The sequence below is a fragment of the Microbulbifer maximicatervae (SeqCode) genome, assembly GCF_052467325.1.
This window is the reverse complement of the sequence record NZ_CP174310.1, coordinates 3,008,141-3,028,064: the sequence shown is the minus strand read 5'-3', so window position 1 is coordinate 3,028,064 and position 19,924 is coordinate 3,008,141. Positions and strand designations below refer to the sequence as shown.

Below are 19,924 nucleotides of genomic sequence, written 5' to 3'. Positions count from 1 at the left end.
GTGGTTATTATCTGAAGGCGCTGCAATTTGAAAGGTTAGTTGTGAAAGCTGGATGCAGCGCGCCGGAATTATTCGGGATTATTATTACAGGCGGTTGAATGGTTGGAGACTAAGCGTACAAAAGCGGCGTTTCTATAAGGAATTGTGATAGTTTCTGCGTTCATGAAATTAACTGCCCCCGCCCCTGTTTTCAGGTACTGGTAAACATCGTATAAAGGCCTGTCAAAATTACGGGTCCAGTAATCTCCCCTTTGAGTTTTCGGGAAATATTCAGTCGCAATTAGAGGCCTGCCAGATTTACTCTCCTGCAGGATAATGGATCGTAACTCTGTAATATCGGGGAGCCTCCAATTTTGCGTTGCACACAATTTCTGTTGATTGGTATTGCGAATCAGATCCTCGGTATCACACCGCTCTTCTTCAAAATAACAATCTCCATTATTTTCTATACCTTCTTCATATTGATACCACGAGTAGGTCCACCTTCCATCGTGAATTCCTTCGTCGTCGGTTTTTACTTCCCAAAGAAGCCCTGTATCGGTGTCGCAGATACAGGACCAGGGGCCTGCCCAAGCCTCGATAGGCTCCCCATTTTTATCAATTTTAACTAAGTGGTATTCCCTTGGCAGAGGTTGTGATGGTTGGTGCAGTATGACTGCACAGACCGTGATTGCAGGAAAAATGAATACCCAAAATATGCGCACAAACATTATTGATCTGCCAACTTGATTTTGACGGGGAGAGAGTGGCGAGTGTGGGCGATTTGCGAGTGATCAAAGGCAGAAACCCAGAGGCAAATACCGTCTTTTATTGCTACATCTAACGCTGATCCAGTATCTAATTTTCGCACCATCTCCATAGACCAGTAGCCGTCCTGCCAAACAGCATAGGCCCTTACATCGGCACGATCTCCCTCAAAGCGATTTGAGGTATAGAGGACTGAAGGCATAATCGTATTGATAGGATAATTGTCATCTTCAGCCGTGTATGACTGGTAATCAAACCAGGAAATAGTCCAATCGCTTTTTGTATCCTCGTTTTGATATGGCGTCAGGCTGGAGGGACTTTTGGGTAGTCGTTTTGGTGTAACGTTTTTTGCGGAGTACCACTTCCAGTTCATTAAGTATGCCCCGGACTCTTTGCCATCCTGGAGATATCCTGCGGTATAGCGGCGTGCTCCTGGCCTTACAATATCAGGCTTGCCAATATAATTGTCATCTGCCAGGTGCATTTTATTGGTTCTTACTGCTTTCCAGTGCCAGAGATCGTGTATTTCATCGGATGAGCTGTAGTGGTAGCCCTTACCATGCCAATTTGCGGGCAACTGTGCTGATGGTTTGCGGCCCAGGTGAGAGGTTCCCGAAGCACCGAAATCACAGGAATTGGAGAGCAGGATGGCAAACTTATCTTCATAGTGACGGGTTTCATTAAAATTTTGAAAACCTTGCTGTTGTATTTCCCAGCCAGAATCTACTTTTTTCAGTGGTAGGTGTTTCAGGCTTTCAGTAGGGTCTTCCCAGGTGATATGAAAAAATATTTCTTGTTGGTTATGCAAGGCTCTCAAGTTGACGGTTGAGCTACCATCAATAAAGTTAGCACCTCCGTCAGTATGGATTTTAAGTGATATGGCTGAGGACCATGCGGATTCTTGAGGGATTCCATCTATGTTGATAAAGGTTTCCGGACTTATTTTCTCAACTGTAAGATCGTGGTAACTGTTATTTGTAACAATAATCCAAAGTAATAAAGTGATACAGCCGGTAGATAAGTAGGTGAAAATTGAAGTTCGATAGCCCGATCGAGTAATGGGAAGTAAATAACTCAAAGTCTTCAGGCCATAGGTTGTTAGGTAAACGCCAGCGTGAAGGAATATATAGAATAAGATCGCAAAAGCACTATAAAAGTGTGCCTGGCGAAAGATAGAAGCATTGTCGGAACCAATAAATAAAATCCAGCCACTTAAGACCATGAGCACTAAAAAAAATGAGCCAATGCGTGTTACTACCCTATGGTAGCTAATTGATGTTTTATAAGGTTTACTTTGTGAGGTTGTATTTTTTATTTTAATTGTTACTTTATAGGATAAGTAGCAGATAAGGATGGCCGAAGTAACAATTGCTACAAAGAAGTGAATATCATGAATCTGTCCCTGGGGTAACAGTTCTTCGATATTTCCAATACTTGGCTTAGTTAAGGTGGAGATACGGAGCCCCGTTAGCAGGTTACATAAAACTGCAACAATGGCCACACTGTGCAGAATTATCCAAAGAGTACTCTTCGGTTGTTTGGCCATGGGAGTATTCCAAAAGGGATTAGGCTAGTAAAAAAGTGTGGCATTTATATTAATTAAAATAGACTACATTCTGCTGATGGAGTCACGGCGCCTAAAAAAGGAAGAATGAACTGTGCTGTAGAAGCGCATTAAGAATGAATGCCGGTTCCTATCTTACCGAGATGTAATCACAGCGAGTCTCAGTTGCAGAGTTTCCTTTCCGCCTGACACAATAGTGCACTACTCAGTATTTTGACCTGCTCAGAACAAATAGCGGGATAACTTATTCTTGTTGGTATTCCGCATTTTGTAACTATTCATGCAGCTGACACTTACTCAGGCTTTCACTTTTCTCCAAATCTTCCGATATGGCCATAAGTTTCGGGTGGTCACTTCTCCAGTCAAAATCTTCATGGCGAAAATCAAGATAGGATAGTGCTGAGCACAAGTTAATATGTGGCAAGCTAAGACTGGCGGGTAATCGATCCAGGTGCTTTTCCAGGTAATCTAGAGATCTCTCAATAGCACTGAAATAGCGCTGCCACCAAAAATCAGACCTAAGTTCTTCCCGTGCGCGCAGCTTTTCCATTTGCAGATGCACTGCTGCGTCCATTAATCCAGAGCTGACACTGTGAAAAGTATACAGATCCCAATTGTTATCCAGTGGCGCAGATAAGTGACCATCCCCCAAGCTTTTATCCAGAAACGCACAGATGACTTCGCTGTCAATGATCGAGGAGCCATTATCCAGGGTTAGGCAGGGGACTTTTCCCAAGGGGTTGCTGGAAATAAGTTCGTCGTCATTGTGAAAGGGGTGAGAGAAATGCTCTGTTACCACAGAGTGCAAACGCTGTTCTTGCACAACAATGCGCGCCTTGCGAGCAAAAGGAGAGGAAAAGGTCAGGTACAGTTGCATAGGCCAAGCTCTTTTAGGCTGCGTGCCCTTTCAGCAACTGCAGTGACCGCCAGTGCTGCTACGAGCAACTGTTAACGCGTACTTTAGTGATGGGTAATCACTGAAGTAATGCGGTTATAGAGGTGCTGTTTTAAGTAGGCTCTCTGTTTTTTGAGGCTGGAATAGTGATCGTCGTCGGTGCCAATACCACTATCCTGAAGGCCTCTTATTTGTTTATCCAGTTTGCTGTAAATGTCGTTTTCAAGTTTGAATTGAATATCGTCTTCGATGAGCTGCTTGATTGTGTCTGCATATTCTGGGAAATCCACCGAGAGCTCGTGTGAAGCAATGGGCATAAGGGACCTCCACAATCGATATTAGTTAATGAAGTGTAGGTTCAGTCTTGCCAGTCACAAAAATGCAATTCTAGCGCTGCTCCCCTTAATCAACATAGTTATAAAGTGAAGTTAATATAAGTTTGTATATAGCCATTTGATATATATAAAAGTTGAAGCTATTTTATTAGCAAATATTTTTTACCCTCTTTTTTTTGATTATTGGTAATTGTTAGTCAGGTGAGGCTTAAACAGAGGGCTGGGAGGAAGTGACGGGCACAAAAAAGCCCGACAATTACTTGTCGGGCTTTTTTGTTGCGGTTCTGCTACTGGGCTTAGGCCGAAGCCTCCAGTGGGGCAAAGCGCAATTGGCGCCTCTGCAAAAGCTCACCGAGGTAGAGCTTTAAGTAGGCTGCAGCGGCCCGTTTCCCCTCTGCTGCGGAGTCTTCTGTTATTTTCCCAAAGCGGGAATAAGACTGGGAGCAGAAAGAGTCGTTAATGTTGATGGCACACATAAACCGGTCTCGCCAATCCTGAGAGGGTGGCAACTCAAACTCCCGAGACAGGTTTTTGATCAGAGTATCTGCCAGGCGCCAATTGTTTTCCATTTGTAGTTGGCGTAATGCCCAACTGGACTGAGGTCCAAAATGTACTTTTAGTGCCGCGAGATTCTCTTCATAGTAGCCGCGCACAAGGTCGCACAGCTGATTCAGCATATCCTGCCAGCTTTCTGACGGAGAAAAATCCGAATGGCCCAATACTACGTCACCGAAAGACTTATAGTGACGCTCGGCCAGGGCGGTTAAGCTGGCATCTACACTTGGGAAGAAATGATAAACAGACGCTGCTGGAACACCTGCAACCTGACTAAGGTTTGCGAGGCTAATATCCGTAGAGTCTTGTTCAGTAATTAATACTTCAAGGGCGTCAAGAAGCTTTTCATACTTCTCCCGACCATTTTTGCGTTGTGGTTTGCGCGGACTGGCAGTGTCGCGCCGGCTGATAGCTCGTCGATCGATTTGGTTCAAATTACCTCCCCCTATAGACAAGCGGTACTGGCCATGGGCTAGCATACGCTTTACTTCCATGTAAAAAATTGTCTTTTGGAATTGATTATTATAATCGTACCAAATTCAGGCGAGCAAGAAGAACTTGTTTGATTTGTGGGGTAGTTCCACATTAATTAATTAAATTCGGCTAGCAGGTATTTCTGCCAGCCGAATGGAAATGAAGCTAGTGATAATGTAGCTCTGTCGCCTTTCCTCGGAAGACGTAATAAGAGAAAACGGTATAGGCGAGGATGACGGGAACTACTATTACCGCACCCACAAGAATAAATTTTAATGAGGCGGTGGCACTGGCTGCCTGCCAAATATTTAGTTGGCCGGGAACAATATCAGGGAAAAAGCTGAAAGCCAGGCCGATAAAGCACATCAGGAAAATAACAACGACGGTAAAAAAAGGAACCGCTTTATGTCTGTCCGCAGGCTTAGGCATTCTCGCCAGCAGAACATCATTGGAGACAAAGGCAATAAAGCACAGGGTGGGGACGAGTAGTACAAACATAACCAGAGGGTAGGTAAACCATCGGTCAAATACTGTTGGGTTTACCAGAGGATTGATGGCCGATACTGCAACCACCCCAAGCAGGGTGGCCCGCCCTGCGTAACGGGTCCACGTAGTCGCTCGTTTTTGCAGCTCCGACTCGGTTTTAAGAACCAACCAGGCGCCGCCAATATAGGCGTATGCGGCGGTAACTCCCAGAGCGCTGAGCGCTGAAAAAAGCTGTGCAGACCAGTCGGGCTTAAAGCCAATCACGTACTGCCCCAGCATGTACCCCTGCGCAAGGCTGGTAATAATAGACCCCGCCTTAAAGGTTCGATCCCAGGTTAGCTTTTTGTCGATGGCAGCCTTGGCACGAAAGTCGAATGCCACTCCTCGCATGATTAGCCCGACCAGCATAATCGCAGCTGGTATATATAGATGCATTAACACCAGGTTGTGTGCGATTGGGAATGCAATCAGGAGCAAACCGATTGCCAGCACCAGCCAAGTTTCGTTGGCATCCCAAAAGGGGCCAATGGATGCGATCATGGTATCCCGCTGCGATTCCTCCTCTTCTCCCATGGGGAGCAAAATGCCCACACCAAGATCGTAGCCATCCAGAATTGCGTAGACTATTACCGCCAGGCCCATAAGGGCCACAAAGGCGACAGGCAGCCAATAGGCCGCTGCAGAAGCGCTACCGGTCATTTGCCTTCTCCCTTGTCATTTTTCTCGGTATCTTTTGGGCGGTTGGTTAAGCTAGTGCCGGCGAATAGTTCCTGAGTTTCAAACTCCTCGACTTTTACAGACTTCAGGGCCATCACTTTCAGGGTTCTTATGTACGCATAGAGCAATATCACGTAGACAACCAGATAAAGGGTTAGGGAAAAACCGACATGAGAAGGTGGTACTGGAGTAACAGCGTCGGCGGTTTTCAGTACTCCTGTTACGAGCCAGGGTTGGCGTCCAATTTCTGTGACATACCAACCGGCCAAAGTGGCTATCCAGCCGGAGAATGTCATCGCGACCAGGGTTTTGAGCATCCAGCGAGGCAGCTCACCTTTACGCAATAGATAGACCCCTCCCCAAGCGGTTAGCAGCATCAATATTCCTATGCCGACCATAATGCGGAAGGCGAAAAATACGGGGGCTACCGGTGGGTGATTATCGGGGAATTCATTAATTCCCTTGATCTCACCATCCCACTCATGGGTAAGGATAAGGCTGGCCATCTTGGGAATGCCGATCGCCAAATGGTTGGTTTTCTCTTCTCCGTCGGGTATCGCAAATAACAGTAGGGGTGCGCCGCGCTCTGTTTCCCAGACCCCCTCCATTGCGGCGACTTTTTGCGGCTGGTGCTCAAAAGTGTTGAGTCCGTGTAAGTCACCAACATAGATTTGAATCGGAATAAAGATGGCAGCGAGAACCAGTCCTGTTTTAAGGGCGAGCCGGGGCGCGCGTTTGGGGTCTCCTTTAAGAATCCGATAAGCGGAAATCCCCGCAACAAAGAAAGATGCCGTCAGACCCGAAGCCAGCAGCATATGTGTAAGTCGGTAGGGGAAAGAGGCGTTAAAGATAATTTCCATCCAGCTTGCCGGGTAGGCGACCCCATCCCGTAAATCGAATCCGGCAGGTGTTTGCATCCAGGAGTTGAGAGCGATAATCCAAAAAGCGGATAGAGTGGTCCCTGTTGCCACAATAAAGGCAGATAAAGTATGTATTTTGCTTGGCACCTTATTAATGCCAAACAACATAATGCCGAGAAAGGTTGCTTCGAGAAAGAATGCAGTAAGTACTTCGTATCCGAGAAGCGGGCCGGCGATATTGCCGACCTGGGCCATAAAGCCGGGCCAGTTTGTCCCGAACTGGAATGACATAGTGATGCCACTCACTACGCCGAGAGCAAATGTCAGGGCAAAGACTTTTACCCAAAAACGATATGCGCGCATCCAGACCGGATTATTAGTTTGGTCGTAGCGTAATTTAAAAAAGAAAACGATCCACGCGAGTGCGATGGTGATTGTTGGAAATAGAATATGAAAGCTAATATTTGCGGCAAACTGTATCCTGGAAAGGATCAGGGTATCTAGCATGAGAGCCTCTGCTGGTCTGAGATCTTTGAACCAGTGAGCCGATTAGCACCTCCTGTGCTAATCGGCACTGCAAGAAAATATAGAGGCAGGTGTGTGTTCCCGCGTATACAATCCTGCAGGAGCCGACTTTGGATCGGCAGCGGCACGGCCTTGTGCCGTTATTAATCCAGCACTATGGGCTGCTGGATTAAAAATATGCCGGGGCTTTTAGCCATGGATTTGGCCCTATGGGTTTCTCCCCGGAATAAGTGCTTCAGATGAAAGTGTTATTTCGCTTTGAGTGCAGCGGTATATTCCTCGTACTAGCGTTTTTTTCGCTAGTTTGAGGTGTTCTGTCCACCTGTCATCTTACTTTTGAGTTCCAGTAGCTTGACGATACCGGAGCCTAGCTTCATCAATTTAAGCAGGTCCTGGTGTTCTAGCTTGCTGAGTGTGTTGGCAAATTCTTCGAGCAGCTCCAGCAAGCTGTAAACTTCCTGGATTTTTTCCTGTGCCTGGGCATCCAGCTCATCTTGGGGTTCATTGAGCAGCAGCTGGCGAAGCAGACTTAATGTAGGGTCGAGCTCTCGCTTGCGGCGCTCCTCGAAGACAGTGCGAGCGAGGTCCCAGATTGACCCAGCTGCAGTGAAATAATCTTTGCGATCGCCCGGTTGATGGTGCAGCTCAACCAAGCGCCAGGCCTGTAGCTCTTTGAGCCCCATACTGACATTGCCACGACTGATCTTCAGTGCCTGGGCCAATTGCTCGGCATTGAGTGGCGTGGGATGAATGGTGAGTAGTGCAAACATTTGTCCCACCGTGCGATTGAATCCCCAGCGGCTACCCATTTCACCAAAGTGCAGTACGAATGCCTGGGCTTGACTCGATAGTTTCATTTACTTCTTAAGTTTCAGAAATTTCTGAAAATTGTAAATGTAAATTGATCTATGTCAATCACCAATTTAGAAAATAATGTGAGGCCAGCGAGAGGCTCCCGGATTCTGATTTGGGGAGAGGCTGGCGCAGCCGGGGTTATATGCTCAAGCTACTTTTGGCTCTTTGGTACCAGTTGTCGGGCACGATAAAGCCTCTGCAGGCTTCGCCGTTTTTATCGACGGCGGCGATGCACAGTGGGCGGGTAAAGCTTTCGGGCAGCAGCGCCTCTAGCAATTGATCGGCAGTCATGCCGGTGGTGCTGCTCTGAGGCGCCAGCCAGGCTTGCTTGGGGAGTGCCAGCCACTCGAGAGCACTGCGGTTTGCCTGGCGCAGGGAGAATGACCGAAACTCAGATAACGATACCCACCAAAGATCATGACTGGAGGGCCGGTGAAGTGTATCCAGCGGTTTGAATAGTCTCCCAGGCATTAGCGCCCATTGGCGATCTATCTCTAGGCCGTGCTCTTTCAGCATTGATTGAACTGCCGGCATTTCAATCAGTGGCAGTTGATGATCTGCCATTCTTGCCAGTTTGATATTCAGTCGGTCCTTGATTCCAGGCCCTACCCAATGGATATCGGTAACCTGGAGATAAAATTTTACGGCAATTTCCCAGTGTTCACACTGGTTGCTGGGCAGGTGTTGCACGACGAAGTCGAGTTCCCCCAGTGTCTTGCCGCCGGACCTTAGAGGGAGGTTTTGGTAGAGCAGCTGGTAGTCGGGATGTTTGTCAAAGGCAAATGACCAGAGCCTTTCAAAGTAAGTGCCCAAGCGGTTGTTGGGTTTGTTGAGGTTGAGTTCGTGCAGGTAATTATCCAGTTCAGGGGAAAGTGTATTTTTTACTTTCGGGCAGGAGAAGTATTCCAATAGGGACTTTCGTCGGGTGGGTAGAAGCCAGGGGAGTTGGTTAGCCGCACTAAAAGCTGTAACGGAGTCCTCGCTAGTGGGAATATCCGAACTTCCCACGGACCACATTAAGTTGTCCCAATTATCTACCTGTCCGCTTTTTAGGGAGGAAATCATGGCCTTCTGTATCGTTTCCTGAGTCATTAAACTTCTGTATATTGCTAAAATACAAGACAGATTGGTGAAGTCATCTATGATTGCTTTACCATCTGAACTAAAAATAATAATTACACTTATAAGAATCGATCCGAGCACCAAGAAAATCAGCGAATTACCGATGTCGAAATAAGTCACCTGGCAGTGAAGTTTCTGCCTTGATTTCGTTATCCATCTCCAGTGCCAGCTTTATTCTGGGAGTTGATTTTGGTCGGGTATTTTTCTTACAGTGACTGATACTGGAGAAAATCATGGAATCAGGTCCCCTTATTTCGATCGGCTTGCCTATCTCGCTGTTTATCATCATGGTGGGAATAGGGATGACCCTAACTGCCAGGGATTTCCATCAGGTAACGGTAAAGCCCATTGGCCTTATTATCGGAACTTTTACCCAAATTCTCCTGATGCCAGCTATAGCAATTGGCCTCTGCTGGGGATTAAATCTACCACCGGCCATTGCTGTTGGCCTAGTCATTATTGCCGCCTGTCCGGGAGGCACAACATCGAACCTGTTTACCTTGATGGCTCGCGGCAACGTGGCGCTTTCTATTGTATTAACAGTTTCTGCCAGCCTGATTACTATTGCCAGTTTACCGCTTTTCGCAAATTATGCGCTTCGAACTTATTTCGGCGCTGACCAGACTATAACTCTGCCATTCGCCAGTACAGTGGTGATGTTATCCAGTATTGTCCTCTTGCCTGTTGTGATAGGGATGCTATTTCGTGCCTGGAGACCGCACCTGGCTCGCCGCGCAGAGGGAATAGTCAGTATTTTTGGCGGGGTTGTATTGCTTGCACTGGTAGCAGGCCTTATCTGGGGAATTCGCGATCGCCTTGCAGACTTGATGGTTCAAGCTGGACCCTCGGTCATTCTATTGAATCTCTGTGGTGTGCTATTGGGACTTCTTATCAGCCGGGTTGCTGGCCTGCCAAAGCGGGAAGGGGTTGCGGTTGCAACGGAACTCGGTATTAAGAACAGTACCATCGGAATGATGGTAACCCTCACGCTCTTACACTCGAGCGAGATGTCCGTGCCCTCAGCAGTTTACGGTGTATTGATGTTCCCATCTGGCGTTCTTTTGGCGTTATATGGTCGCCGTGGTGCAACGAAAAAACTGGCCTCTGAGACGGAAGGAGCAGGTGAAGTAGGGTAGTAAATGTTGCATTTACCGAAAACTAGACCATACCTTTACTATTGAGGGTGTGGTCGATCTTGGAAAATTGAGCTCGCCTATACCAATTTCTGTTACTGCACTATGAATTTCAATAATTCTAATGTGCGGCCACGGATTACTGGATGTCCTTTTTAGGTATATGTCTAAAACCAGGCATTGAGTTGTCTCAACCCCAGATTGTAAAGTCAATATGTTCAAGGGTTTTACGGCGAAGCGCAGCAAGAAAAATACAATCAACAACAACCTAAAATTAGATGCTCTGGTCTGGAAGAGAATATTGGAGCAGTCGGCCCTCAGTGGTAATGATTCTGGGGTAGGTAATGCGGCTAAACACAGTATTGTTGTTTCTCTGACTAGCTATGGAAAGCGAATCCATGATATCCATTTGTGTATCGAGAGTTTATTTCAGCAGTCGCTAAAAGCGGATTTAATTGTACTTTGGCTGTCGACCAAAGAATTTCCAGATTATATGTTGCCCAATATTTTAATGAGGCAGGTGGATCGTGGGTTGAGAGTTGAATTTGTTGATGAAGATTTAGGACCTTACACAAAGTATTATTACGCGCTTCAAAAATTTCCTGATAGCCTGATAGTCACGGTGGATGACGATATCCTCTACCCGATGGATACCATCGATATGCTGTATCAGTCATATTTAAAGTTCCCGTCACATATTTTCTGTCATCGAGCTCACAGGATAGGTGTTGATAAAAAAGGCAATATATTGCCTTACAATAAATGGAGGACAACGCGGGAAACTTGGAAGTGCAATATGAATATCAAACCTTCTTATCGCGTTTTTCCTACTGGAGTTGGTGGTGTTTTATATTATCCCGGCTCTTTACATCCCGATGTTCTGAATAAAGATAAGTTTTTGGAGTTATGTCCTAGTGCGGATGATATCTGGCTTAAAGCCATGAGTATGAGGCAAGGAGTCAGTTGTGCAAGAGTGCCAGATGTTCGTTTCTGGAGGGATAGGTTTTTAACAATCCCTGGGTGTCAGGCTAGCGGCTTGAAGAAACAGAATTTAAAGGGAAAGTGTAGTAACGATAAGAAAATACGCAGAGTATTCTCTGAATATAATTTATCTCGACTATTATTAGAGTAAATAGGCGATATTTAATTCTGGTATTATTTGGTTGTTGATTTAATAATTTCGGCTTGGCTTTATACTGCTACCACTTATATCGAAACCCTAACTCCAATCCTCCGGAAAAGCTATTCCCCAAATTTTCCAGACTGCTACTGTAATAAATTTCTGAATAGATGGAGCAGTGATCACCGCACTCATCGTAACTGGCACCCAATCGCAATTCCCCATACCAAGTGTCAGGTTTCTGACTGAGGCGGGTTTTTGATATCAGTAAATTAGTCCTCTGATCGATATTATAAATAAGGCTCGGTGTTGCAAATAGGGAGAATCTTTCCAGTGGATTTGAGCCATACATATTTCGACTGTTCTTACGCTGACTCTTACGTTTTTCAAAGATGGTACCTAAGCGCAGCAGAAAGCCATTGTTATTGATATCGGTGGCTTGTACGGCATAGATATCCTGCAAGTCGTTGGCTTCCTCCGAGGTGTAAATCAGTTGCGCATGAGGCGTCCAGGAGTAGTAATCATGCAGTTTAAAGCTCTTGCCTCCCTCGATAGACAAGGCGTAACCAAATGCCTCATCGCTATTATTGAGTTCGCGCAGTGATCTTGCGTCCATTTCAAAGTCAAACCAATTTAGCTTTAGCTGACTATCTATAAATATGCCGTCTAATCCATACCAGGTGGCAAATGCGCTGACACCATAGTTGCTAGCATCGATTGAGCCATCTCCAAAAAATGAACTGACATCGTTATTTGAATCGCCGTAGTGCAATGCGGCACTGCCAATAAGCTGGCTTCCAAATATGGAAACTTGTATTGGCAAATCAAAGCCCATTTGCACCTGATAGTAAGTCTGCTTCCAGTTCGCTCGAGTACTGGACTCATTGGGATCAAGGGTGATATGCCGGGCAGAGCTCCTGATCCAAAGCCCACGATTATCAACTGCCTGCTCTTGGGCGTCGCTATACTCGCTACTGGCCAAGTCCAAGTAGCTCGTACCTACCCAATAGCGATTGCCCAAGCGGCTGCGTAATGAAGAGGGTAGGTTGAGTGTTCTGAGAATTTGCGGGAGGGATTCGTAGAGCACTGAGGTGGGTTGCCAGCGAGCCATGCCCCCCTCAGGAAATACTGAGGAATTATCCACAGTGGAACGGAGATACCAGTTGCCGCTATTATTTTCCTCTGTAACACCTTGGTGCAGTGTGTAAGCATAGGCACCGCCGATAACAGCCTGCTGATCGTCTTTGCTGACAAAATCCCCAGCCAGGGTAAATTGTGCATTTGACTCCCCTTCGACGGAGACCACTTTGATCCCGTTGCCCACTGTCCGTTTTCCTTTACCTGAACGGTTAAAGACAGAGATGGTCGTAGTGCCGGATGTGTCTCCCTCTATAATTAGCTGATCGCTTTGTGAAAAATCATCTTCTAGAACGGCGTCTACCCATAAGCGCCCGTTGTCAGAGCGATAATTTCCATAGTTTCCTGTGTCGTCTTTGGCTATGGTGAGGGTGTTGAATTTATTATTAGATAGGTCAATGGTTCCGTTATTGGATATATCTCCTGTAATCACATAACTGTCGCTGTCAAAAAATGCTTGCCCTCCCCATCGAATATCCAGGCCAAGCGGGTTTCCCTCTGCGTCGAGGCCTCCACCGACGGCTAAGCTCCCGGTAAATATCATTTTGGAACTACCCCAAATAACTATCCTTTCCCAGTTATTTAAAAGTGTCCCATCAACGGAGTAATCCAGCTTGAATATCAAGTTGTCAACCTCTCCGTCATCTGCACTGAGATCATCACCACCATCCAGTACTACATCACCGTCGAATGAGTGTGAGTCAATCAGGAGGGTATCTGATCCGGAGCCGCCTCGAACTTCGTTGCTGATGCCCTCATCCCAATAGATATAATCATCACCATTACCGGCATCCAGGTAATTAAAAATAAAACCTCCATCCAGGGTAATGGTATCGTTTCCATCACCTCCCCAAACATGGAAAGACAGCCCATCGAGTAGGATCAGGTTGTCATCGCCCTCGCCTCCATGAATGCCGCCTCCCTCCAGATAATCTCCAACATCACTGGAACGCTCATCGAGGGTTATCGTATCGTTACCAGCGCCGCCATTGACAAACAAATTGACTATGCCGCCGGTAATATTTATTTCATCATTTCCCTCACCGGCAAGTACATTTTCTGCCGTTCCTCCATTCAGGGTGATGGTGTCGTTGCCGGCGAAGGTTTCTATATCTGCGCCATTGGGGTCATTATCTTCATCACAAGTGATTTGATCTGCGCTGGCAGTACCGCTATTACCTGGGTTGCATTGCGCAATAGATTTATTGCAAAAAATAAGCACAAGAGGAATTACCAAGGTGAGTTGTACCAGCCTTACGAGCAATGCCGGGTGTCCAATTTTATGGATAGACACAGTTATTCCTTTTATCGTGCCAAATATTTACAGTAAATGTTTGCGATTTAACCGCACGGTTCTAGTTGGGCGAAATACAATTCATGTATTCACAGGCTTTAGAAACTGGCTTCTATTCTCGCCCAACTTTAAAAATTATTCCCATAAACTAGAATTTAGTGCCGACGCCAAAATTTATGATCCAAGGGTTGTAGTCAAAATGGGCGTAAAGGCGATCTCTGCCCAGTTCTGTGGGAAAATCGATAGTGGCATCAGTATCCGCTAGGTAATAAACCGTGGATAAATTAAGCAGGACCGGATAGCGCCAATCTCGGAAGTCTAGGCTGTAGTCCAAGCCAGCCTGTAGCCCCCAATCCCAGGAGTGTCCCATATTAAATGATCCTGGTGCGACCGAGAGCCCAGAGTCCAACAGGTACTCGTTAAACTGGCGGCTGATTTCAACCGTGTGGAAGTTGGTGTAATTTATTCCCGCGCCTATATAAGGTCGTGTACGATAGGAGGGGTCCATGAAGTACCAGTTGCCAAACACCATGGTTGTAGTGGTACTAAAGTCGCCCAGCTGGATTTGGTTTCGCCCGACGTTGCCGGTGAAGTTATCCAGTTTTGTACCGTAGTTGGCGCCATTAATATGCATCAACTCAACACCCCAACGGTCGCTGGGACGCCAGACCCCCGATATTTGCCAGGCGTGAGCGGTATCGATCTGCCAGCTGCTGTTATATAAATCCCACTGCTGTAAAACCCGATACTTTAGCGCTGTGCCCTCGTCATTTGGTTGAACGTAAGTTAATCCGAAGCGAACAATAAATTCCCCCCACTCGATATCACGCCAATCATCCTGGGCATGAGTTGACAATGCTGAGAGAGTAAAAAGCAGGGTAATAATTCCTTTTGCGATCATCGCGATATCCATCTCTGAAAATCCAGGTACAGGCAAAACTTCTTAGTTGCCATGGGGAGTTGTAAATAAATACCGGCAATACATGGGCCAAGTACCCCAAAAAGTAGCAGGGTTGAGAAAGCTCGCAGTAAATTTTTCAAATTTTGAGGACTAAATTATTCAATAGGCATGATGTCAGGGGAGTGCTAGAGATATGACTTTGGGGGAAGCCAATATCTCTGGAAGATTGGGGTGAGAGGGGGAAATTGAGGGTTAAGAAAGTTTCCCCAGGGGCACCTTTTCCAGGTTGCGTGCATACTCCAGGAATTTCTGTGCGGCGGGAGACAGCGGACGGGATTTGCGTCGGGCTAAATACCAGTGGGTAACAATAGGAAGCTCCTCAATATCGAGAATCGATAAACCTGCACGCCCGCCAAATGCCAGGGTATGTTCCGATAATATAGAGACCCCCAGGCCGGACATAACCGCATGCTTAATGGCTTCATTGCTCTCAATGGTCATACGGAGCTTAAGGTCTACATTGCGTTTGCGCAGGAACTGTTCAATGGCGTGGCGTGTACCGGAACCCTCCTCTCGATGCAGGAACTGACAGTCTGCAAATTCTTGCAGGGAGATTTTCTTACGGGAGGCCAGTGGGTGCTTCTCAGGCGCTATCGCCAGTAAGCGGTTGGGTAAAAACTCCACCAGCTCCAGGTCCTGGCTTTTGGGGGGATGACTGAAAACGTAGAAATCATCTTCATCCTCACCGGTGTAATCAATAATCTGTTGGCGGTTGCCCACTCTGAAATGGATATCCAGTCGCGGATGCTGCTGATAAAACTCCCCAATCAGGTGAGGGATAAAGTATTTGGCGGTGGTCACTACTGCCAGCTGTAGGCTGCCGGTATCCAACCCTCGTAATTGGGCCAGTTTCAGGTCCAGATACTCGTAACTCTTCAGGATCTCCCTGGCACTTTCTACCAGGGTTTGCCCGGCCTCCGTAAATTGCAGTTGCCTGCCCACCGAGTAATAGAGAGGTAGACCCACCGCATCGGAGAGTTTGGCCAGCTGCATCGATACGCTCGGCTGGGTTAGGTGCAGTTTTCTGGCAGCGGCGCTGATATTGCCCAATTCATAGACACAGAGCAGGATCTCCAGTTGTCGAACGGTTCCAATGCGGGCATGGGCACGAGTTAAGGGCACAAAATCACCTATATAGGTTTTGGTTTATAGTTTACATAATAAATATCTATTTTTATCTATCAATAGCAATTCCGATAATGCGTCAATTTCAATAACCAGTGGGGGCATTATCAATGCAGAGATCACAACTCTTCTTTGGCGTGGTTGTCGGCTTGTTAGTTTTAAGCACAGGCTTATCAGTAAACCTTGCCGGTATGAACGGGGTTCCCTTGATGGCTGTAGGCCTAGTGGTGGTTCTGGCCAATGCTGCTTACTGGCTGATGGCGCAGCAAACCCCAAAACGCATACGGATCTCCAATAATCGCTCCAGACAGCGCCGGGGACAGCGATAGAGATGCAGTTGGATATTGTTGTTGGTTTCTTTCTGCTGGGCGCCTTTGCCCAGCTGGTTCGCAGTGACCTGCGTTTACCCAAAGGTCTTTACCAGAGCTGCGTTATCTACCTGCTAATCGCCATCGGCCTAAAAGGTGGTGCTGCTTTAAGTGCGTATTCCGCTGCCACCCTGGTTCCTCAGTCCCTGGCGGTGGTGGCTTTTGGTGCTCTGTTACCTCTGGTGGCTTTCCCTATCTTGCGCTGGATTGGCAAGTGGTCACGTGTAGATGCGGCGGCAACGGCGGCGCACTATGGGTCTGTCAGTGTTGCCACCTACGCGGTGGCTGTGGCCCTGCTACAGTCACAGAATATTGAATATGAAGCGTATTTCCCTCTGTTTGTAGCACTTCTTGAAGTCCCGGCAATCATTGTCGGCATGCTGTTGGCGCGGCAATCGATGGGCAGTTCGAGCAAGCGCCGGGTGTTTCACGAGGTCACCTGCAACCAGGGAGTACTGTTGCTCCTGGGGGGAATCGTTATCGGAGCATGGGCTGGAGAGCGCACCGCTTCAGTAATGCCTTTGTTTGGGACCCTGTTTCATGGCATATTGGCGCTCTTTCTGCTGGAAATGGGGCGTGTCGCTGCGGCGCGGTTGGCCGATGTTAGAGGGCAGGGTGCTTTCCTGCTCAGCTTCGGCATTTTTATGCCGCTGATTGGCGGTGCCGCTGGCGGTATCTTGGGGAGTTTGTTGGGTTTGTCGCCTGGTGGTATCTTTCTGCTCGCGGTGCTCGGTAGCAGTGCCTCTTATATCGCTGTGCCTGCGGCTATGTCCGTTGCCCTGCCGCAGGCCAATGCTAGTGTGTCCATCACTTTGTCCCTGGCAGTTACCTTTCCTTTCAATGTGCTGGTGGCGATTCCCGTCTATCTGGCGCTCGTTCAATATTGGAGTTAATCGCAAGTGAAGCCGATTCCCTTTGAAAAAGTCACTATCGTAATGGGTTCCCGCTCAGATTGGGCCACCATGAGCAACGCGACTAAGCCTCTGGAAGAGCTCGAAGTTCCCTTTGCTACTGCTGTGGTTTCGGCCCACAGAACTCCCCAGCGTATGGTTGAATTTGCCAGCCGTGCCCACGAATCCGGTACCGAGGTGATTATTGCCGGCGCCGGCGGCTCCGCCCACCTGCCGGGTATGATCGCTGCTTTGACTCCCCTGCCTGTGATCGCAGTGCCGGTTGAAAGCCGTTTTATGACGGGTATGGACAGCTTGTTATCCATTGTGCAGATGCCTCGCGGTGTGGCGGTAGCAACCCAGGCGGTCGGTGCTTCCGGTGCCTACAATGCAGGTTTGATGGCTGCGCAGATGTTGTCTTTGGCTGATGCGGAATTGCAGAAGCGCCTGATCGCCTGGCGTGAGCGTCAGACCGAGCAAGTCCCGATCACGGTTGAGTGATAGGAGATCGTTGTGAGTAAGAGACGAGTTGCCATTATTGGCTGTGGGCAGTTGGCACAGATGATGGCTCAAGAGGGGCAGCCCCTCGGAGTGGAGTTCAGTTTCCTGGCTGAGAACGGTGAAAACACCGACTGTGTGAAGGGGCTGGGGACTATCGTGGAGATGGAACCGGGACAGGACCCTGAGGCCTTGTATCAGGCACTGGGGCGCCCGGAAGTGATCACCAGTGAGAGGGAGCAAGTGAGTGTGGACTTGCTGCGCTCTTTTCAGCCCTTCTGTCCGGTATATCCGGACCCGCATATTACAGAGAAGGCCCAGCACCGCTTGCGTGAGAAGCGAGCACTCACAGACTCTGGCCTGCCTGTTGCACCTTTCGCAGCAGCACAGGGTGAAAAAGAGCTGCGGGAAGCGGTCGACCAACTGGGATATCCGGCGTTTATTAAGAGCTGTGAAAATGGCTACGACGGCAAGAACCAATGGTGTGTGAAGAGTGCTGCAGACTTGGATGCTGCCATTCCCCAAGCTGGAGATCAGGAGTGTGTGGTTGAGGCGGGGGTGAATTTCGCCTGTGAAGTTTCCATTATCGGCGCTCGCTCGGCATCCGGTGAAATCAAAGCCTATCCGCTGACGGAAAACCGCCACCGCAATGGCACCTTACTGCTGTCCACCGCTCCCTACGACAACCCGGAGTTGCTCAAGGCCGCAGAGGGTTACCTGGCGACCCTGTTGAAGGACTGGAACTATGTGGGTGTATTGGCCGTTGAGTGTTTTGTCAGTGAGAGCGGCCTGATTGTCAACGAAGTGGCACCGCGAGTTCACAACAGCGGTCACTGGACCTTTGTCGGCCCTGAGGCCAGCCAATTTGCCAATCATATCCGCGCGATACTGGATATGCCCCTGGGCGATACTGCCTGCCCGGTGCCAGTTGCGATGGTCAATATGTTGGGGGTTGATGTAGCTCCAAAGCAGGATAACGATGGTGTTTGGCTGTACGGCAAAGCACTTCGCCCTGGGCGCAAAATGGGTCATGTCATTTTACAGGACCCGGATATGGATCAGTTGCGTGAACGCAGTGAGAAGATGATCGAAGAGCTTTACGGCGAAAAGATTTAGTCCTTACTGAATATTGCGCATCGGGTTCTTGAACTTGATCTTGGAGCCGGTACCTCGCCACATGGGAGTGCCGGCCCGGTAGGCTGCCCGGGCAATCATATGTACACCGATTGGAACTGTCAGTAATAAGAATAAGATGGCAGCAATGGCCCTGGCGGTCACCTGGGCATCGCTAAAGAGAATTGCTACGCCCGCCAGTAATAACCCACAACATACCGTAGCCCCTTTTCCCGATGTACTCATTCGAGTGTAAAAGTCCGGCATTCGCAGCAAGCCCAAAGCGGCGCTGAACCCAAAAAAACTGCCCACCAGAATTATCAAAGCGATAAAAATTTCATCAAATGTCATCACGACCCCTATGGCTGTGGGTGACTGTGCGCGAGCCGCTTTTTTCAATAAAGCGGGCAAAGGCCACACTCACTAAAAATGCGACCAGGGCCAGGGCGATGGCAGCGTCCAGGTACACGGGTTGTCCCGAGGCGATTGCCAGTAGTGCACAGTAGGCTACCGCCAAAATATTGAGAACATCCAGGGCGACAACCCTGTCTGCTAAGGTGGGGCCCAAAGCGATACGCAGGAAGCACATCACCAGGGCGAGTAACAATAGAAAGGAAGCAATATTGATTGCTACTGTGACCAGTGGCGAATGAATATCGATAATTGTGAGAAACATCAGGAAACAGCCTCCTTAACCCGTTTCTCAAAACCCTCCCTAATCTCCTCGCGAAAGGTTTCTGGATCACTGACAAACATAGTATGTACGATTAAGGCATCATTGTTGGGTGTGACATCCAATACCATAGTGCCCGGTGTCAGCGAAATTAAATTAGTGAGAATAAAAATCTGGTTTCTATCGAGCCTCTCCATGGGTAGTCGTACTACCAGGGGCCGGCTTTGCAAGCGGGGCGAAAAGACTTCGTAGGCGGCACGCAGGCTGGATAAAACAAGCTCCTCGATAAAGAAAAAGAATAAATGAGCCAAGCGCGGCAGGCGGGTAAAGTAGGTTTGTGCCCCAGGCAGTATGGGAGATACTCGAAGTGCCAAAAAACCGATCAAAAAGCCAAAGAAAAAGTTCGCCATGGAAGCATTTCCCGTCAGCGCAGACCAACTGATGGCGAGCAGCAAATTTAATAGAAAAATACGCATT

The 19,924-nt window shown here is 48.0% G+C and carries 21 protein-coding genes; 6 read left to right on the top strand and 15 right to left on the bottom strand.

Features of this window, described 5'->3' with window-relative positions:
- Positions 1–68: 68 nt before the first annotated feature.
- The 9 genes from ACJJIE_RS13605 to ACJJIE_RS13565 form a co-directional block, all read right to left on the bottom strand.
- Positions 69–710, bottom strand: coding sequence for an Lcl C-terminal domain-containing protein (locus tag ACJJIE_RS13605; protein ID WP_282931237.1), 642 nt, complete (start codon positions 708–710; stop codon positions 69–71).
- Complete coding sequence (locus tag ACJJIE_RS13600) at positions 710–2,293, bottom strand: ethylbenzene dehydrogenase-related protein (RefSeq protein WP_444892039.1); 1,584 nt, start codon at positions 2,291–2,293, stop codon at positions 710–712. The genes ACJJIE_RS13605 and ACJJIE_RS13600 overlap by 1 nt, the downstream gene beginning before the upstream one ends.
- A 292-nt stretch (positions 2,294–2,585) precedes the next feature.
- Positions 2,586–3,188, bottom strand: a complete 603-nt coding sequence (locus tag ACJJIE_RS13595; RefSeq protein WP_282931239.1) for a glutathione S-transferase N-terminal domain-containing protein — start codon at positions 3,186–3,188, stop codon at positions 2,586–2,588.
- 83 nt (positions 3,189–3,271) lie between these two features.
- Complete coding sequence (locus ACJJIE_RS13590; RefSeq protein ID WP_282931240.1) at positions 3,272–3,523, bottom strand: HP1242/YdcH family protein; 252 nt, start codon at positions 3,521–3,523, stop codon at positions 3,272–3,274.
- A 314-nt stretch (positions 3,524–3,837) separates the two neighbouring features.
- Entirely contained in the window at positions 3,838–4,590 is a 753-nt protein-coding gene (locus tag ACJJIE_RS13585; RefSeq protein WP_282931241.1) for a TetR/AcrR family transcriptional regulator, read from the bottom strand.
- Positions 4,591–4,735: 145 nt separating this feature from the next.
- Positions 4,736–5,755 (bottom strand): cytochrome d ubiquinol oxidase subunit II, encoded by a 1,020-nt coding sequence (gene cydB / locus ACJJIE_RS13580; protein ID WP_282931242.1) that lies wholly within the window; start codon positions 5,753–5,755, stop codon positions 4,736–4,738.
- Entirely contained in the window at positions 5,752–7,140 is a 1,389-nt protein-coding gene (locus tag ACJJIE_RS13575) for a cytochrome ubiquinol oxidase subunit I (protein WP_444892038.1), read from the bottom strand. Before ACJJIE_RS13575 ends, cydB begins: the two co-directional genes overlap by 4 nt.
- A 317-nt stretch (positions 7,141–7,457) precedes the next feature.
- A complete protein-coding gene (locus tag ACJJIE_RS13570; RefSeq protein ID WP_282931244.1) occupies positions 7,458–8,015 on the bottom strand; it encodes a GbsR/MarR family transcriptional regulator in 558 nt (185 codons plus the stop codon).
- Between the two features lie 136 nt (positions 8,016–8,151).
- Positions 8,152–9,105: a DUF1853 family protein gene (locus ACJJIE_RS13565; RefSeq protein WP_444892037.1), complete on the bottom strand. Its 954-nt coding sequence runs from the start codon at positions 9,103–9,105 to the stop codon at positions 8,152–8,154.
- 263 nt (positions 9,106–9,368) lie between these two features.
- Here ACJJIE_RS13565 and ACJJIE_RS13560 point away from each other — a divergent pair, with 263 nt between their 5' ends.
- Together ACJJIE_RS13560 and ACJJIE_RS13555 are read left to right on the top strand one after the other, a co-directional pair.
- Positions 9,369–10,271 carry a bile acid:sodium symporter family protein gene (locus ACJJIE_RS13560; RefSeq protein WP_444892036.1) on the top strand — a complete coding sequence of 301 codons (903 nt, stop codon included), beginning with the start codon at positions 9,369–9,371 and terminating at the stop codon, positions 10,269–10,271.
- Positions 10,272–10,482: 211 nt separating this feature from the next.
- On the top strand, positions 10,483–11,400 hold the full coding sequence (locus ACJJIE_RS13555; RefSeq protein WP_444892035.1) for a glycosyltransferase family A protein: 918 nt from the start codon (positions 10,483–10,485) through the stop codon (positions 11,398–11,400).
- Positions 11,401–11,467: 67 nt separating this feature from the next.
- Here the strand turns inward: ACJJIE_RS13555 and ACJJIE_RS13550 are convergent, their stop codons facing one another.
- The 3 genes from ACJJIE_RS13550 to ACJJIE_RS13540 form a co-directional block, all read right to left on the bottom strand.
- A complete protein-coding gene (locus ACJJIE_RS13550; protein ID WP_444892034.1) occupies positions 11,468–13,819 on the bottom strand; it encodes an autotransporter family protein in 2,352 nt (783 codons plus the stop codon).
- Positions 13,820–13,967: 148 nt separating this feature from the next.
- Positions 13,968–14,732: an OmpW/AlkL family protein gene (locus ACJJIE_RS13545; protein ID WP_444892033.1), complete on the bottom strand. Its 765-nt coding sequence runs from the start codon at positions 14,730–14,732 to the stop codon at positions 13,968–13,970.
- Between the two features lie 240 nt (positions 14,733–14,972).
- The gene (locus ACJJIE_RS13540; RefSeq protein ID WP_444892032.1) at positions 14,973–15,902 is read right to left on the bottom strand and encodes a LysR family transcriptional regulator; all 930 of its coding nucleotides are present in this window, start codon (positions 15,900–15,902) and stop codon (positions 14,973–14,975) included.
- A 113-nt stretch (positions 15,903–16,015) separates the two neighbouring features.
- Here ACJJIE_RS13540 and ACJJIE_RS13535 point away from each other — a divergent pair, with 113 nt between their 5' ends.
- Genes ACJJIE_RS13535 through ACJJIE_RS13520 form a run of 4 tightly spaced genes read left to right on the top strand, consistent with a single transcriptional unit; the run spans position 16,016 to position 18,777 of the window.
- Positions 16,016–16,234 (top strand): hypothetical protein, encoded by a 219-nt coding sequence (locus ACJJIE_RS13535; protein ID WP_282931251.1) that lies wholly within the window; start codon positions 16,016–16,018, stop codon positions 16,232–16,234.
- Positions 16,235–16,236: 2 nt separating this feature from the next.
- The gene (locus ACJJIE_RS13530; protein ID WP_444892031.1) at positions 16,237–17,166 is read left to right on the top strand and encodes a sodium-dependent bicarbonate transport family permease; all 930 of its coding nucleotides are present in this window, start codon (positions 16,237–16,239) and stop codon (positions 17,164–17,166) included.
- Between the two features lie 6 nt (positions 17,167–17,172).
- On the top strand, positions 17,173–17,664 hold the full coding sequence (gene purE / locus ACJJIE_RS13525) for a 5-(carboxyamino)imidazole ribonucleotide mutase (protein WP_282931253.1): 492 nt from the start codon (positions 17,173–17,175) through the stop codon (positions 17,662–17,664).
- 12 nt (positions 17,665–17,676) lie between these two features.
- Positions 17,677–18,777 carry a 5-(carboxyamino)imidazole ribonucleotide synthase gene (locus ACJJIE_RS13520; protein ID WP_444892030.1) on the top strand — a complete coding sequence of 367 codons (1,101 nt, stop codon included), beginning with the start codon at positions 17,677–17,679 and terminating at the stop codon, positions 18,775–18,777.
- A 3-nt stretch (positions 18,778–18,780) separates the two neighbouring features.
- On the opposite strand, the gene mnhG is transcribed toward ACJJIE_RS13520, so the two are convergent.
- From mnhG to ACJJIE_RS13505, 3 genes are read right to left on the bottom strand one after another with little or no spacing between them, the layout of a single operon-like run.
- Positions 18,781–19,125, bottom strand: coding sequence for a monovalent cation/H(+) antiporter subunit G (mnhG, locus tag ACJJIE_RS13515; protein ID WP_282931255.1), 345 nt, complete (start codon positions 19,123–19,125; stop codon positions 18,781–18,783).
- A complete protein-coding gene (locus ACJJIE_RS13510; RefSeq protein ID WP_282931256.1) occupies positions 19,115–19,450 on the bottom strand; it encodes a cation:proton antiporter in 336 nt (111 codons plus the stop codon). The genes mnhG and ACJJIE_RS13510 overlap by 11 nt, the downstream gene beginning before the upstream one ends.
- Complete coding sequence (locus ACJJIE_RS13505) at positions 19,450–19,923, bottom strand: Na+/H+ antiporter subunit E (protein WP_413663317.1); 474 nt, start codon at positions 19,921–19,923, stop codon at positions 19,450–19,452. Before ACJJIE_RS13505 ends, ACJJIE_RS13510 begins: the two co-directional genes overlap by 1 nt.
- Position 19,924: the final 1 nt, after the last annotated feature.

Bases quoted from the DNA above. Each gene is read 5' to 3' on its own strand.
- ACJJIE_RS13605 (WP_282931237.1), bottom strand. From the start codon at position 710: ATGTTTGTGCGCATATTTTGGGTATTCATTTTTCCTGCAATCACGGTC.
- ACJJIE_RS13600 (WP_444892039.1), bottom strand. From the start codon at position 2,293: ATGGCCAAACAACCGAAGAGTACTCTTTGGATAATTCTGCACAGTGTG.
- ACJJIE_RS13595 (WP_282931239.1), bottom strand. From the start codon at position 3,188: ATGCAACTGTACCTGACCTTTTCCTCTCCTTTTGCTCGCAAGGCGCGC.
- ACJJIE_RS13590 (WP_282931240.1), bottom strand. From the start codon at position 3,523: ATGCCCATTGCTTCACACGAGCTCTCGGTGGATTTCCCAGAATATGCA.
- ACJJIE_RS13585 (WP_282931241.1), bottom strand. From the start codon at position 4,590: ATGGAAGTAAAGCGTATGCTAGCCCATGGCCAGTACCGCTTGTCTATA.
- cydB (WP_282931242.1), bottom strand. From the start codon at position 5,755: ATGACCGGTAGCGCTTCTGCAGCGGCCTATTGGCTGCCTGTCGCCTTT.
- ACJJIE_RS13575 (WP_444892038.1), bottom strand. From the start codon at position 7,140: ATGCTAGATACCCTGATCCTTTCCAGGATACAGTTTGCCGCAAATATT.
- ACJJIE_RS13570 (WP_282931244.1), bottom strand. From the start codon at position 8,015: ATGAAACTATCGAGTCAAGCCCAGGCATTCGTACTGCACTTTGGTGAA.
- ACJJIE_RS13565 (WP_444892037.1), bottom strand. From the start codon at position 9,105: ATGACTCAGGAAACGATACAGAAGGCCATGATTTCCTCCCTAAAAAGC.
- ACJJIE_RS13560 (WP_444892036.1), top strand. From the start codon at position 9,369: ATGGAATCAGGTCCCCTTATTTCGATCGGCTTGCCTATCTCGCTGTTT.
- ACJJIE_RS13555 (WP_444892035.1), top strand. From the start codon at position 10,483: ATGTTCAAGGGTTTTACGGCGAAGCGCAGCAAGAAAAATACAATCAAC.
- ACJJIE_RS13545 (WP_444892033.1), bottom strand. From the start codon at position 14,732: ATGGATATCGCGATGATCGCAAAAGGAATTATTACCCTGCTTTTTACT.
- ACJJIE_RS13535 (WP_282931251.1), top strand. From the start codon at position 16,016: ATGCAGAGATCACAACTCTTCTTTGGCGTGGTTGTCGGCTTGTTAGTT.
- ACJJIE_RS13530 (WP_444892031.1), top strand. From the start codon at position 16,237: ATGCAGTTGGATATTGTTGTTGGTTTCTTTCTGCTGGGCGCCTTTGCC.
- mnhG (WP_282931255.1), bottom strand. From the start codon at position 19,125: ATGACATTTGATGAAATTTTTATCGCTTTGATAATTCTGGTGGGCAGT.
- ACJJIE_RS13510 (WP_282931256.1), bottom strand. From the start codon at position 19,450: ATGTTTCTCACAATTATCGATATTCATTCGCCACTGGTCACAGTAGCA.
- ACJJIE_RS13505 (WP_413663317.1), bottom strand. From the start codon at position 19,923: ATGCGTATTTTTCTATTAAATTTGCTGCTCGCCATCAGTTGGTCTGCG.